Below are 12,755 nucleotides of genomic sequence, written 5' to 3'. Positions count from 1 at the left end.
GCCGTGCCGACAGAGCAAAGCCGTAGCGGCAACAGTCGTGGGCGGACGACTGTTCTGCGGTGGGTGGCCGTTCTGCTGGCGCTTGCTTTGATTGTGGCGGGCTCCTTGGCCTTGGCTGGCAGGTTGATGGGTGTCGGATCTGCTCGCCATGATAATCAAAGTTCCTCTGCAAACGGCCGCAAGACCGCTTCCCATAGCCCTCCCGGGTATTCTCCTGAGCAGACTGCGGCCCATTCGCCTCTGATCTCGCCTGTGGACTACAACCACGACGGTGTGGACGATTACACGGCTATGGTGCGTGGAGCCCATCAGGAGGCACGCATCCATCCACGATATGACAGCGGCTACTATCAGGGCGGCTATCCCCCCGATGACCGGGGTGCCTGTACCGATGAGATCTGGAGGGCCTTCCGACAGGCCGGCTACGATCTCAAAGCCATGGTCGACGCTGACATCGCCTCGTCTCCTGGGGCCTATGCCGGAGTCATCAGCAGGCCCGATCCGAACATCGACTTCAGACGCACCAATGTCCTCGGCGTATTCCTGTCCCGGCACGCCCAGCGTCTGACCAACGACACGGCGGCCACCGACCAGTGGCAGCAGGGCGACATCGTCATCTTCGACACCTCCTGGCACATCGGCATGGCCTCCGATAGAAGGGACGGTCGGGGCATTCCCCTGCTTCTGCACAACATGGGCCAGCGCGACAGGGAGAACGACTACCTGGGTTTGCCGGGCCATCGTCCCATCACCGGGCATTTTCGCTTCGACGCCTCCAAGATCCAACCCGCCGTCCTGCGGCCATGGCGGGGATGACCGGGGACTACCCTGCGGAATTGAACACGGCAGTAACTGGTTATCTGCTACTATCGGTTCGGCCAGAAACGTCGGCCAGGTTCGAGCACGAGAGGCGGTGATGGCGATGATGAGAGTATTCAGCACCATGAACGGGCAGATCGAGCAGATCGGCAAGGCTTCCAAGGGCTCATGGATATGCTTATCTGCGCCCACCGATGTGGAGCTGGCCAACGTCTCGCAGACCACGGGCATAGACCTTGCTGACCTGCGTGCCCCCCTGGACGATGAGGAGCGCTCGCGTGTGGACGTGGAGGACGAGTACACCATGGTCATCGTCGACATTCCCCGGGCCGAAGAGCGCGACGGCCGGGACTACTACGAGACCATCCCCCTGTCCATTATCGTCACCGAGGATCTGATCGTCACCGTCTGCATGCAGGACACCGTCCTGCTCCATCCCTTCATGGAGGGCACCATCCGGGGGTTCAACACCTTCATGAAGTCACGCTTCATCCTGCAGATCCTCTACCGCAACGCCACCCTCTACCTGCGCTATCTGCGCATCATCGACCGCGAGTCGGACCGGCTGGAGCTCAAGCTGCGCCATTCCATGCAGAACCGGGAGATCCTCATGCTGCTGGAGCTCAACAAGACCTTGGTCTACTTCGCCACCAGCCTCAAGTCCAACGAGATCGTCCTGGAGAAGCTGACCGGCCTGGAGCGGATCAAGCGCTATCCGGACGACGAGGACCTACTGGGCGATGTGATCACCGAGAACAAGCAGGCCATCGAGATGGCCAACATCTACTCAAGCGTTCTTTCGAACATGACCGACGCCTTCGCCTCCATCGTCTCCAACAACGTCAACAACGTCATGAGGATCTTCACCATCATCTCCATCAGCCTGTCGGTGCCCACGCTGATCTTCTCCATGTATGGCATGAACTTCAACCAGGGCATGTTCGGCATGCCTTTCACCGACAAGCCCTGGGGCTTCGCGGTCGTGGTGATTCTGTCAGGCCTGGTGACCGCCCTGGTGACCTGGTTCCTGACGCGTTCGAGAATGTTCAAGTAGGGGCCGATCATGTTTGCACGCAGGATTGCGGCGGCTCTGCTGGCACTGGTTCTGGCGGTGCCCCTGAGCGGGTGCGGCCGCCAGGAGGATCGCTACCGGGCGGGTTCCATCGGGCCCAAGATCAGCGTGGGCATCTCCTTCGACCAACCCGGGCTTGGATTCGCCCAGTCCGGCCAGTACCGGGGTCTGGATGTGGATGTGGCCCAGTACGTGGTCCACGAGCTGGGATACGCCGAGTCGCAGATCGTCTTCCGCCAGGTGAAGCCTGCGGATCGCGAGCGCATGCTCGAACAGGGCCAGGTGGACATGGTCGTGGCCGGCTACTCCATCACCCGGAATCGGCAGAAGCTGGTGGATTTCGCCGGACCCTACCTGGCTGTGGGGCAGGACCTGCTGGTTCGCCGCTCTCAGAACGACATCGCCGGGGTGGAGGATCTGGCCCAAAAGCGGGTCTGCGTGGCAGCTGGGTCCACCTCCGGGGCACTGGTGCGCTCGCTGGCCCCCCAGGCCCAGGTCCAGGAGCGGGATGAGTTTCCCGAGTGCATCACGGCCCTGCTCAGCGGGGATGCGGATGCTGCCAGCGGCGACGACTTCGCCCTGGCCGGCCTGGCGCATGTTCGCGGCGGCGGCCAGCTGCGCCTGGTTGGCAACCCCTTCTCCCATGAACGGTACGGCATCGGCGTGCCCCACGGGGATCCGGAGCTGGTGGATGTCGTCGACCAGGCCCTGAAGAGGATGATGCGGGACGGGTCCTTCAAGTCCGCCCTGGGTCGGGCTTCCCGGTCAATCGGCTTTTCCGTCGATGCCGCCGCCCGCACCCTGCAGCCCGGCGACCACTGAGTACGGCTCATGCCAGGACGACGGATGCTGGACATCGGCCCGGCCGTGTCCATGTGAATGGCGATAATTCACCATATGAACGCGAATGAAGACAGTGATCATCAGCAGACCCAGGAATCCGATCAGCCCCAATTCCGCTACGATGCCGCCATGGCTCAGACCATCGAGGAGCACTGGCAGCAGCGCTGGGAAAAGGAGGGCACCTTCTGGGCCGCCAACACCAAGGGTGATTTGACGGATGCCCATGGGGAGCACGCTGGGGGCCGCAGTCCCTACTTCGTCATCGACATGTTCCCCTATCCTTCGGGCAAGGGCCTGCATGTGGGTCACCCCCTGGGCTACATCGCCACCGACGTGGTCAGCCGCTACCACCGGATGAAGGGCGAGAACGTCCTGCACGCCATGGGCTACGACGCCTTCGGCCTGCCCGCCGAGCAGTATGCGGTCCAGACCGGCCAGCACCCACGGGTCACCACCGAGCAGAACATCGCCAACATGCGCTGGCAGCTGCATCGGCTGGGACTCAGCTTCGACGACCGCCGCTCCTTCGCCACCATCGATACCGACTACGTGCGCTGGACCCAGTGGATCTTCTCGCGCATCTACGAGTCCTGGTACGACCCTGACTATCGCCGTGCCGACGGGGGGACGGGTTCTGCCAGGCCCATCAGCGAGCTTGTCGAGGCCTTCAAGTCCGGAAGCAGGCCCATCCCCGGCCATGCCGACGCCTCCTGGGAGGACCTGGACGAGGCCGAGCGCTCCGAGGTGCTCAACGACTTCCGCCTGGCCTACATCTCGCGTTCGCCGGTCAACTGGTGCCCTGGACTGGGCACGGTCCTGGCCAACGAGGAGGTGACCGCCGAAGGACGCTCCGAGCGTGGCAACTACCCGGTCTACCAGCGTGAGCTCAAGCAGTGGTCCATGCGCATCACCGCCTACGGCCACCGGCTTCTGGAGGATCTGGACATCCTGGATTGGCCCGAAAAGGTCAAGCTCATGCAGCGCAACTGGATCGGGGAGTCGCACGGGGCCTCGGTGGACTTCACCGTGCCCGGCCCCGACGGGGACCAGACCATGGAGGTCTACACCACCCGTCCCGACACGCTTTTCGGTGCCACCTTCGCCGTGGTTTCCCCCGAGCATGACCTGCTCCAGCACCTGCCCCAGGAGTGGCCTGAGGATGTGCCTGATCAGTGGAAGGGCGGCTATGCCAATCCTGCGGAGGGTGTGCAGGCCTATCGCAGGGCCGCCGAGGCCAAGACCGCCAAGGATCGCGTGGATGAAGGCGGGGCCAAGACCGGCCTGTTTACCGGGCTGTACGCTCTCAACCCCATCACCGGGACCAAGCTGCCCATCTTCACCGCCGACTATGTGCTGATGGACTACGGCACCGGAGCCATCATGGCTGTGCCTGGCGGTGATCAGCGCGATTACGACTTCGCCGTCAAGTATGGCCTGCCCATCGTCTACACGGTCAGCCCTCTGCCTGAGTCCGGGCAGACATTGGACGACTACCGGGGCAAGGCGCCTTTTGTCTCCCACGACGGCATTGTGGTCAACTCTTCGGTCCAGGCCACCCAGGCCGCTGGCGATCCTCTCAGCCTGGACGGCCTGCGGGTTGACCAGGCCATCGAGAAGGTCACTGCCTGGCTGGAGTCGGCCGGGGTGGGCCATGGGACGGTCTCCTACCGGCTGCGCGACTGGCTCTTCTCCCGTCAGCGTTACTGGGGCGAGCCTTTCCCGGTGGTCTATGACGACCAGGGCCTGCCCCACCTGCTGCCCGACGACCAGCTGCCGGTGGCCCTGCCGGACGTGCCCGACTACTCGCCCAAGACCTTCGACCCCGAGGATGCCCAGTCCAGCCCCGAGGCACCGCTGAGCCGCAACCAGGATTGGGTGAACGTGACCCTGGACCTGGGCGACGGCCCTAAGGTCTACCACAGGGACACCAACACCATGCCCAACTGGGCCGGCTCCTGCTGGTACTACATGCGCTACATCGACCCCAAGGACGACCGGCATATGGTCGATCCGGAGGAATACGACTACTGGCTTGGGCCCAGGCACAACGCCACGGCCGGGGAGTCAGGCGGTGTCGATCTCTACGTGGGTGGCGTGGAGCATGCGGTGCTGCACCTGCTCTATGCCCGCTTCTGGCACAAGGTCCTCTACGATCTGGGATACGTCTCGTCCAAGGAGCCCTTCCACAAGCTTTTCAACCAGGGGATGATCCAGGCCTACGCCTACACGGACCAGCGCGGTCAGTACGTGCCTGCCGCCGAGGTGGAGGAGCATGAGGAGGGCGGCAAGGTCAACTACACCTGGCAGGGGCAGTCGGTCAACCGCGAGTTCGGCAAGATGGGCAAGAGCCTCAAGAACATCATCACCCCGGACGATATGTACCGCACCTATGGGGCCGACACCTTCCGCCTCTACGAGATGAGCATGGGTCCCCTGGACGAGTCCAGGCCCTGGAACACGCGCAACGTGGTGGGTGGCATGCGCTTCCTGCAGCGGCTCTGGCGCAACGTGGTGGACGAGCAGACCGGCGAGGTGGTCCTGGACGAGGGCGAACCCGACCAGAAGACCCTGAAGCTGCTCAACACCACCATCCATGACGTGACGGTGGAGATGGAGGCCATGCGGCCCAACACGGCCATCGCCAGGATGATCGTGCTCAACAACCATCTGACCGGGCTGAACCCGACGCCCAGGGCAGCCATCGAGCCCTTGGTGCTCATGCTCTCGCCCATCGCCCCCCACATCTGCGAGGAGCTCTGGAGCCGTCTGGGTCACAAGGAATCCCTGGCGCATGCCCAGTGGCCGACCTGGGATGATCGCTATCTTGGCGAGGACACGGTCACCGCCGTGGTCCAGGTCAAGGGCAAGGTCCGCGGCAAGCTGCAGGTCAGCCCCGACATCGCGCCCGACCAGCTTAAGGCCATGGCTCTGGCACTGCCTGCCGTCCAGGAGCGGCTGGGCGGCAAGGAGCCGCGGAAGGTCATTGTCAAGGCGCCTAAGATCGTATCGGTCGTGCCGGCCTGACCCTGCACTGTCCACAGCCAGGCCAGGCTGTGGACAGGCGATGAGCTTCGACCACATAGCCCCCCGGCCTCATACCGGGGGGCTTTTTCATGCCAGGCTGGACCCATGAGCATCAACATCACCCAGCCGCCGGCGCCGCCCCTCCAGGCTCTGGCCCTGAATCAATCGATTCGGTCGGAGCCGTCATCTGAAGGCAAGGCCGACTCCCAGGTTCGACGGGATAGGCCCGTTTGGTGGTTTACGCCGCTTCAGGCCTTGACAGCCATCCTCATTCTGGTGGCGGCCCTTGCCTTAAGTCTGACCCTGCTGGCCCAGCAGGGACGGGCCCTGGCCAGAGGGGTGGCTGTTGACGGATCCGGGACCAGCTCATCGGCTCCTACGAACAATAATGTGAACAGTGCTGCACACCGAGGCGAGCAGGCCTCGGAAAACGATCACAGCCGTGGTACCCATGGTGAAGCGAGCAGCGGGCAGGCCGATCCTCCGGTCTCTGGCTCCTCCCAACCTGCCGAAAAGGCCGACAATGCCCCTCCTGCTCCGGTCTCCAGCGCCTCCTCGGGGTCAGCCGATCAGGCGGGGCGCGTGAATCTGAACAGCGCCAGCCAGCAGGATCTGGAAAACGTCAAGGGGATCGGTCCGGTCAAGGCTGCAAAAATATTGGAACATCGACGAGCCATCGGCGGCCGCTACACTTCGGTAGACCAGCTCCTGGATGTCCCCGGCATCGGTGCCAAGACCCTGGCCCGATTACGCCCATATTTGGTGGCGCAATGATGACCGGTCGTTCAAGAGTCCACAATGGGGCTCACGATGGGGTTGATCGGGAGAACGGCAGCCGCAATCTTCGGATGCTCCCCGCTGCTTGTCTGGCCTGGGCGGTTGCCCTGCTGGTCCCCTGGCTTCTGGACCTGAGCATGGGCGGATCGGCGGCAGGATCAGCCAAGCGCGGTGACTGGCCCAAGTCGGTGGGGGAATCCAGAGGCGGCATGGCCGGTGGAGGTACGGCCAGCGGAGGCATGGGTATGACGGTCTGGATGATGCCGCTTGTCCTAGCGCTTCCATTACTCCTTGCAATGGTCCTGCTTGCCGTCAAGCTCGTCTGCTTGGTCGCCAGAGAGGTCCCCAATCGCAGGAGTCAGTTTTTTCGTCGGCCCCATCGCTTGGTGTCCACTTGGTTTGATTCTCGTAGGCTGCCGACGCTGGCCGTCCTGGCTGCCGTGGCTCTGACTGCAGCATTGGCTGCTGCGGTAGGTCATGAGTCGGTGCGCAGCGGGCCGGCAGCACGTCAGATCCGTCAGGGAAAGGCGATGGCCGAGGTGCGTGGTCGGGCTGTAGGACCTATGAGCGCATCCTCTCGGCGAGGATGGGACTGTCAGGTGGAATTAAGGCTGCACCGGGTGACTGTGGCCGGTGTGCGCATGCCTTCCGCTGAACGGATTGTGCTCTTCGCCCGTGGCCGGTCATGCCTGCTGCAGCAGGGCGGACTGTATCGTGCGCGTGGCCTCTTGGGACCCTCCGTTTACGGCCGTCCCATGCCCTGGCTGACCGTGGAGGATGGCTTGAAACAAGTCAGGCCGCCAGGACCTGGTAGACGCTTGATAGTTCGTATGCAAAATGCCTTTCTCGAACAGACCGGCAAGCTGGACGACCAGGGGCGGATCCTGGTGCCGGGATTGACCATGGGTATCCTGGGCAACCAGGCCCTGCCCGGTTCGGGCGGGTCCCTTGGCAGACCGGCAGTGGAGCCCGCCTATGCCACCCGTCTGACCCAGGATTTCCGTGCATCGGGCATCCTTCATCTGATGGCTGTCTCTGGTGGGCACTTCATGATCCTGGCTTCGCTGCTGGTTTCAATCATGCGGGCCCTGCGCTCGCCGCCCCTGCTGATGGCCCTGGTTTTGTCCGCCGCCTATCTGGGCTTGGGCATGCTGATGGTCCCAGGGGATTCGGTCTTGCGAGCCCAGGCCATGGGGCTTCTTTCAGCTTTGGCTCTGGCTGCCTGCCGGCCTGCCCAGTCCTTGAATTCCCTGTCCTGGTGTGTGCTGTTGGTCCTGATTCTGCGGCCTTCCATGGCCGCAAGCTTCGGCTTCGCGCTCTCCTGTGGTGCTGTGCTTGGCATAGGTCTGGGAAACCGGCGGTTGACGGTCCTCCTTGAAGACCATCTTCCGGCATTTCTGGCACGTCCATTGGCCACGACCCTGTGTGCTCAGGCTGGCACGCTGCCCGTGCAGGTGCTGATGAGTCCCGGACTGCCTCTGCTGGCACCGTTGGCCAATCTGCTGGTCACTCCTGTGGTCGACGTTGCCACCGTGACCGGCCTGCTGGCCCTGCTCACCTCCTGGCTCTGGCCGCCATTGGGGCTCTTGCTGGCCCGGTTGACCTCCCTGGGTACTGCAGTCATGGCTTTCGCCGCCACATGGCTGGGCGAGGCGGCTGCTCCGGCGGCCTGGCCTTCGGGGCCAGTCGGCAGCGCCTGTCTGCTTGGTCTGGGTCTCATGGTCGTGATCGATCATCGGCTGGTTCGACTCATCCGTACCCGGAAGTGGGACCGTTCATGGTCAGCCGTGGCAGACGAGGATTCAGGGGTTCCCTTTCGGCCATCGGCTTGGGGGTCAATCAAGGTCTGGCTACGGCAGACCTATGGCCTTCTTGCACAGTTGGTCTTCAAAAAACGACCGGGGTAATGTCCAGTGATAAAGGGAGATTTGAGGCATGACCAAAGCTCAGCAGGAGAACCCTTCCGTCCATCTGGTGGTCGGCGGCGATCCCTTCCTCAACGGTCAGCGCGTTAAGGACCTGTGCGCACAGGCATGTGCCGCCCACCCGGACAGCGAATACATAGAGATGGATGCGGCAGACTGCGACGCTTACGCCTTTCAGGAGGCGGTCGGACCCTCCCTGCTCAGTCAGACGGCCGTGGTCCTTCTGGATGATCTGCAGGCGGCCGATGAGGCCTTGACTCAGGCCCTGGTGGATTTCTGCCGCGAACCAACAGAATCCGAAACCAGCATTGTCATCGCGCGTCATGACGGTGGCAACAGGGGCCGCAGGCTTCTGGACCAGATGGAACGTGCCGGAGCAGTCATGGAGCGTATGCCGGATCTGAAGAAGTTCGATGACAAGGTTGATTTCGTCTATGGGCAATTCAAGGCCCATCAGCGTCGCATCCAGCCGAGGGCGGCTCAGCGTCTGGTGGATGTCCTGGGTGAGCGCACTCCGGAACTTGCCGCCATGTGCTCCCAGCTCTGCTTCGATTTTGACCAGGATCCCATGACCTTGGAGATCGTCAACCGATATTTGACCGATAACCCGGCTGTGTCGGGATTCGCCGTGGCGGACAGGGCCCTTGCCGGCAGGCCGGCCCAAGCCGTCGTCGCCCTACGTTCAGCTCTGGAACAGGGCAACGAGCCAGTATCACTTATCGGAGTACTGGCCCTGAAGCTGCGGACGCTGGGTAAGGAGGCGGCCATCGAATCGGGATCCATCACGACAGCCGAGGCCAAGGCCGCCTACTGGCAGTTGCGTGAGGCAAAGCGACAGCTGCATGGATGGACCTCCTCCGGTCTGGCGGCCTGCATCGAGGCCTTGGCACACGCTGATGAGGTCAGCAAGACCAGCAGCGGCGACGCCCGCTATGCTCTGGAACGGGCAGTGGAGCTGATCGCCGCCAAGGGAAGGACGTTGGCATGAGCCTGCAGGACAGTGCCGGGCAAAAGGATGGATTTGAGCTGGCCGTGCCAACGGGCGAGGACATGCGGCGCCTGGGCAGAAACCTGGCTTCATGTTTGCAAGGCGGGGATGTGATCCTCCTGTCCGGACCTCTGGGGGCGGGCAAGACCACGCTGGCCCAGGGGCTGGGCAGCGGACTTGGAGTGGACGGTCCTGTGGTCTCGCCCACGTTCACCATTGCAAGAGAGCTGCATGGCCATCTGTCCGACGGCTCGCCGGTCACCCTGATCCATGTGGATGCCTATAGGCTGGGCGGACAGGACTATCTGCCTGGCGAAGATGCCGTGGATCGGCTCCTGGACGAGCTGGAGTCCCTCGGTCTGGACGAGGAGTTGGAGGATCCGGGCCAAAGCACCATCATCCTGATGGAATGGGGTGAGCAGATGGCCTCGGCACTGGCCGATCAACGTCTGGAAGTGAGCATTGCCCGACCCGTGGATCCTCGGGAAGATCCTGACGCGCCACCCAGCTCCCAGGGTCAGCGTATGGTACGTCTGCGTGGAGTGGGTCCTTGGTGGGCCACCAGACTGGAGCAGTTGAGAAAGGCGATGACGGCATGAGCGGGAGCGATACGCCCCTTTTGGTGATCGATACCTCATATGGCTCGACTGTGGGATTGCCGGGGCGGGAGCCTTGCATCGAGACCGACTCGCGCTCGCATGTGGAACGCCTCCAGGTCAACATCGCCAAGGTCATGGACCAGGCCGGGCTGTCTGCAGACGATCTGAGGACCATCGTGGTGGGACTGGGCCCTGCACCTTTCACCGGTCTGCGGGCAGGCATCGTAACCGCCAAAGCCCTGGCCTTTGCCACCGGTGCCCGTCTGCTGGGACAGGACATCCTGGAACCACAGGCCCGCTATGCCTACAGCCGGTTCAAGCAGCAGGGCCAAGGCCATACCCGGTTGCTGGTTCTGGCTGTCAATGATGCTCGACGTCGGCAGCTCTATTACCGTCTCTTCGGCGACTTTGGAGACGTGGAAGCCCCGGCCCGGCCGCTGACCGAAATGAGCATCGACTATCCAGCAGCCATCTGTGAGAGAGTCGCAGCCATTGTGAAAAAGTGTGGGTCTGCGGATCAGGGCCCTGTCACGCTGGTCATTAGCGGCCACGGAGCCGGTCGCTACGCTGACCAGTGGGAGCGTCTGGATGAGCATCCGGATATACGGGTGATACTGGACGAAGGATCCTTCCTGGAGGATCGGACCCAGGGGACAGCTCTGATGGCAGCTTGTGCATGCAGACGTGCCCGGCAGGGGCTGATCGACCCGGTGGAACCGCTTTACCTTCGTCGGCCGGACGTTTCGGTGCCCAATCCGCTCAAGCACGTGGCTGTCCAGTCATGATTCGCAGGGCGGCCTTGGGGGACCTGGACCAACTTGTCGACTTGGAGGCGAACATCTTCGGCGACCAGGCCTGGAGCCGGCAGGAGCTGCGGTTTGAGTTGTCTGCGCCCTCCCGCACCTACCTGGTATGGGAGGACCAGGGAACCGTCCTGGGCTACGGAGGTTATTGGTCGGGCGAAAGGGATGCCGAGCTGATGACCATCGGGGTGCTGCCGGAAGCCCGGCATCGCGGTATTGCAGGATCCCTGCTGGCCAGGCTTATTGCCGGAGCAGATCATGAAGGTCTGCAAGGCATGAACCTGAAAGTGCGCATAGACAACCCGGCGGCCATTGGCCTCTACAAAAAATTCGGTTTCTCAAGGACGGGTCTATCCAAGGGCTACTATCAGCCTCAAGACGTGGATGCCTGGACTATGACCAGACCTTTGAGCTCGGTCGGGCCGGGTCCGGTGGGATTTGTCGGCAGCAAGTTTTTAGAAGGACAGGAAAGGATCATCGACTATGAGTGAGCCTCTGGTGCTTGGCATCGAATCCACCTGCGACGAGACCGCGGCCGCCCTGGTGCAGGGCAACCGGCTGCTGTCCAACGTGGTGGCCTCCTCCATGAACGAGCACGCCCGCTATGGGGGCGTCATCCCTGAGATCGCCTCGCGGGCACACGCTGAGTCCTTTGTACCGGTCGTCTCCAAGGCCCTGAATGATGCGGATATGGACCTGTCCCAAGTGGATGCCATAGCGGTCTCGGCTGGTCCCGGACTGGCTGGTTGCCTGGCCGTAGGCGTTTCCGGTGCCAAGGCGCTGGCCTGGGCAGCGAAAAAGCCTCTATATGGCATCAACCATGTCATCGGCCATATAGCGGTCACCCAGCTCCAATTCGGACCTTTCCCTGAAAATGCCCTGGCCCTGATCGTCTCCGGCGGCCACACCTCATTGCTGCATGTGGATGATCTGGCGAAATCGGTTCAGGTGGTGGGCACCACCCTGGATGACGCGGCGGGGGAGTGCTTCGACAAGATCGCACGTCTGCTGGGCTTCCCCTATCCCGGCGGCCCCCACATCGACCGCCACGCCCGGGTGGGCGACCCTCACGCCATCGCCGTGCCCCAGGGGCTGACCAAGGGCCGGGCCGGAGCAGAGCATCCCTATGATTTCAGCTTTTCCGGGGTCAAGACCGCCGTGGCTCGATGGGTCGAGCGCAGACAGCAGGCCGGGCTCGACATTCCCGTGGATGATGTCTGCGCCTCCCTGGCTGATTCCGTGGCCACCGTCCTCTCCCGCAAGGCCATGGCCGCCTGCCACAGATTCGACACGGGTACCCTGATTGTCGGCGGCGGGTTCTCGGCCAACTCGCAGCTGCGCGGCAAGCTTGAAGAGTTCGGCGAGCAGGATGGCGTCAAGGTTCGCATTCCGAAAATCAACCTGTGCACGGACAACGGCGCCATGGTGGCCATGCTGGGCGTCAATCTGGTCCAGGCGGGACGGGCTCCCTCTGCTCCCGACTTCTCCATTGATTCGGCCATGCCCCTGGACAGGATCCTCATGTAATCGACACGCCAAGTTGTCGGATACGAGAGTTCTGACTATAGTATGGTAATTGTGTTCAGCGAGAGTTGAACAGGACATTCCCGCATAGCTCAGTTGGCAGAGCGTTCGACTGTTAATCGAAATGTCGCTGGTTCAAGCCCAGCTGCGGGAGCTCTCAACCGCCGGTCCTCCGGCGGTTTTCTTTATCTGCCAGGTTTGGCCTATAGGGCCTATAGGAACTAAACGCGTTGTTTTAGGTTCTGTGTGTGGGTTTGGTTGTGTGTTGGTCAGAGTGTGGTGTTGGGGTATCTGGCCTATAGGAACTAAACGCGTTGTTTTAGGTTCTGTGTGTGGGTTTGGTTGTGTGTTGGTCAGAGTGTGGTGTTGGGGTATCTGAAT

Annotated in this window: 11 protein-coding genes and 1 tRNA gene; all 12 read left to right on the top strand. The window is 62.6% G+C overall.

Annotated elements, in window-relative coordinates:
• Positions 1-3: 3 nt before the first annotated feature.
• The 12 genes from H3U89_RS00060 to H3U89_RS00005 all read left to right on the top strand — a co-directional run bounded on the left by H3U89_RS00060 (position 4) and on the right by H3U89_RS00005 (position 12,528).
• Positions 4-816 (top strand): DUF1287 domain-containing protein, encoded by an 813-nt coding sequence (locus H3U89_RS00060; RefSeq protein ID WP_198179319.1) that lies wholly within the window; start codon positions 4-6, stop codon positions 814-816.
• 106 nt (positions 817-922) lie between these two features.
• Positions 923-1,873 (top strand): magnesium transporter CorA family protein, encoded by a 951-nt coding sequence (locus H3U89_RS00055; protein ID WP_024627661.1) that lies wholly within the window; start codon positions 923-925, stop codon positions 1,871-1,873.
• Positions 1,874-1,882: 9 nt separating this feature from the next.
• Positions 1,883-2,713 carry a glutamate ABC transporter substrate-binding protein gene (locus tag H3U89_RS00050; RefSeq protein WP_198179321.1) on the top strand — a complete coding sequence of 277 codons (831 nt, stop codon included), beginning with the start codon at positions 1,883-1,885 and terminating at the stop codon, positions 2,711-2,713.
• Between the two features lie 75 nt (positions 2,714-2,788).
• Entirely contained in the window at positions 2,789-5,758 is a 2,970-nt protein-coding gene (gene leuS / locus H3U89_RS00045; protein WP_198179330.1) for a leucine--tRNA ligase, read from the top strand.
• A 105-nt stretch (positions 5,759-5,863) separates the two neighbouring features.
• On the top strand, positions 5,864-6,532 hold the full coding sequence (locus H3U89_RS00040; RefSeq protein ID WP_198179332.1) for a ComEA family DNA-binding protein: 669 nt from the start codon (positions 5,864-5,866) through the stop codon (positions 6,530-6,532).
• On the top strand, positions 6,532-8,442 hold the full coding sequence (locus tag H3U89_RS00035) for a ComEC/Rec2 family competence protein (protein ID WP_198179345.1): 1,911 nt from the start codon (positions 6,532-6,534) through the stop codon (positions 8,440-8,442). Before H3U89_RS00040 ends, H3U89_RS00035 begins: the two co-directional genes overlap by 1 nt.
• A gap of 28 nt (positions 8,443-8,470) precedes the next feature.
• Entirely contained in the window at positions 8,471-9,448 is a 978-nt protein-coding gene (holA, locus tag H3U89_RS00030; protein WP_198179347.1) for a DNA polymerase III subunit delta, read from the top strand.
• The gene (tsaE, locus tag H3U89_RS00025) at positions 9,445-10,047 is read left to right on the top strand and encodes a tRNA (adenosine(37)-N6)-threonylcarbamoyltransferase complex ATPase subunit type 1 TsaE (RefSeq protein WP_198179353.1); all 603 of its coding nucleotides are present in this window, start codon (positions 9,445-9,447) and stop codon (positions 10,045-10,047) included. Before holA ends, tsaE begins: the two co-directional genes overlap by 4 nt.
• Entirely contained in the window at positions 10,044-10,832 is a 789-nt protein-coding gene (gene tsaB / locus H3U89_RS00020; protein ID WP_198179361.1) for a tRNA (adenosine(37)-N6)-threonylcarbamoyltransferase complex dimerization subunit type 1 TsaB, read from the top strand. Before tsaE ends, tsaB begins: the two co-directional genes overlap by 4 nt.
• Complete coding sequence (gene rimI / locus H3U89_RS00015; protein WP_198179368.1) at positions 10,829-11,341, top strand: ribosomal protein S18-alanine N-acetyltransferase; 513 nt, start codon at positions 10,829-10,831, stop codon at positions 11,339-11,341. Before tsaB ends, rimI begins: the two co-directional genes overlap by 4 nt.
• A complete protein-coding gene (tsaD, locus tag H3U89_RS00010) occupies positions 11,334-12,377 on the top strand; it encodes a tRNA (adenosine(37)-N6)-threonylcarbamoyltransferase complex transferase subunit TsaD (RefSeq protein WP_198179371.1) in 1,044 nt (347 codons plus the stop codon). Before rimI ends, tsaD begins: the two co-directional genes overlap by 8 nt.
• 78 nt (positions 12,378-12,455) lie before the next feature.
• Positions 12,456-12,528 (top strand) — tRNA-Asn (locus H3U89_RS00005).
• The last annotated feature ends 227 nt before the right edge of the window (positions 12,529-12,755 follow it).

Source organism: Bifidobacterium sp. W8104, from assembly GCF_016100735.1.
GTDB lineage: Bacteria > Actinomycetota > Actinomycetes > Actinomycetales > Bifidobacteriaceae > Bombiscardovia > Bombiscardovia choladohabitans.
Note: the sequence above shows the minus strand (reverse complement) of the source record. Positions and strands in the feature narration are given on the sequence as shown.